Consider the following 617-nt stretch of genomic DNA (forward strand, 5'->3'; position numbering starts at 1 on the left):
CAGGCGCCGCTGATGTTCACGGCGCGCCGCACCGCCGAGATGATCAAATACGCCGCCAATGCGTTCCTCGCGACCAAGATCACCTTCATCAACGAGATCGCCGATCTCTCCGAGAAAGTCGGCGCCAACGTGCAGGAGGTCGCGCGTGGCATCGGTCTGGACAACCGCATCGGCACCAAATTCCTGCATGCCGGTCCCGGCTTCGGCGGCTCGTGCTTTCCGAAGGACACCAAGGCGCTGATCAAGATCGCGCAGGACTACGACGTATCCTTGCGCATCGTCGAATCCGTGCTGGCAGTCAACGAGAACCGCAAGCGCGCGATGGCGCGCAAGGTCAGCCACGCGCTCGGTGGCTCGCTGCGCGGCAAGACCATCGCGGTGCTCGGCCTTACCTTCAAGCCCGACACCGACGACATGCGCGATGCGCCGTCGATCCCGCTGGTGACCGGCCTGATCGACATGGGTGCGAAGGTCAGGGCTTTCGATCCCGTCGGCATGGAGCAGGCCAAGGGCGAGCTGCCCAGCATCACCTATTGCGAGGATGCCTATTCCTGCGCGCAAGGCGCCGATGCGCTCGTCGTCGTCACCGAATGGGTGCAGTTCCGCGGCCTGGATCT

Annotated in this window: 1 protein-coding gene; it reads left to right on the forward strand. The window is 64.2% G+C overall.

Annotated features, from left to right (window positions below; all coding sequences use genetic code 11):
- On the forward strand, positions 1-617 hold a 617-nt coding region (locus AC629_RS44585), incomplete at both ends, for a UDP-glucose dehydrogenase family protein (protein WP_143199977.1).

This window comes from Bradyrhizobium sp. NAS80.1, assembly GCF_001908205.1.
In the GTDB taxonomy this organism is placed as follows: Bacteria; Pseudomonadota; Alphaproteobacteria; order Rhizobiales; family Xanthobacteraceae; genus Bradyrhizobium.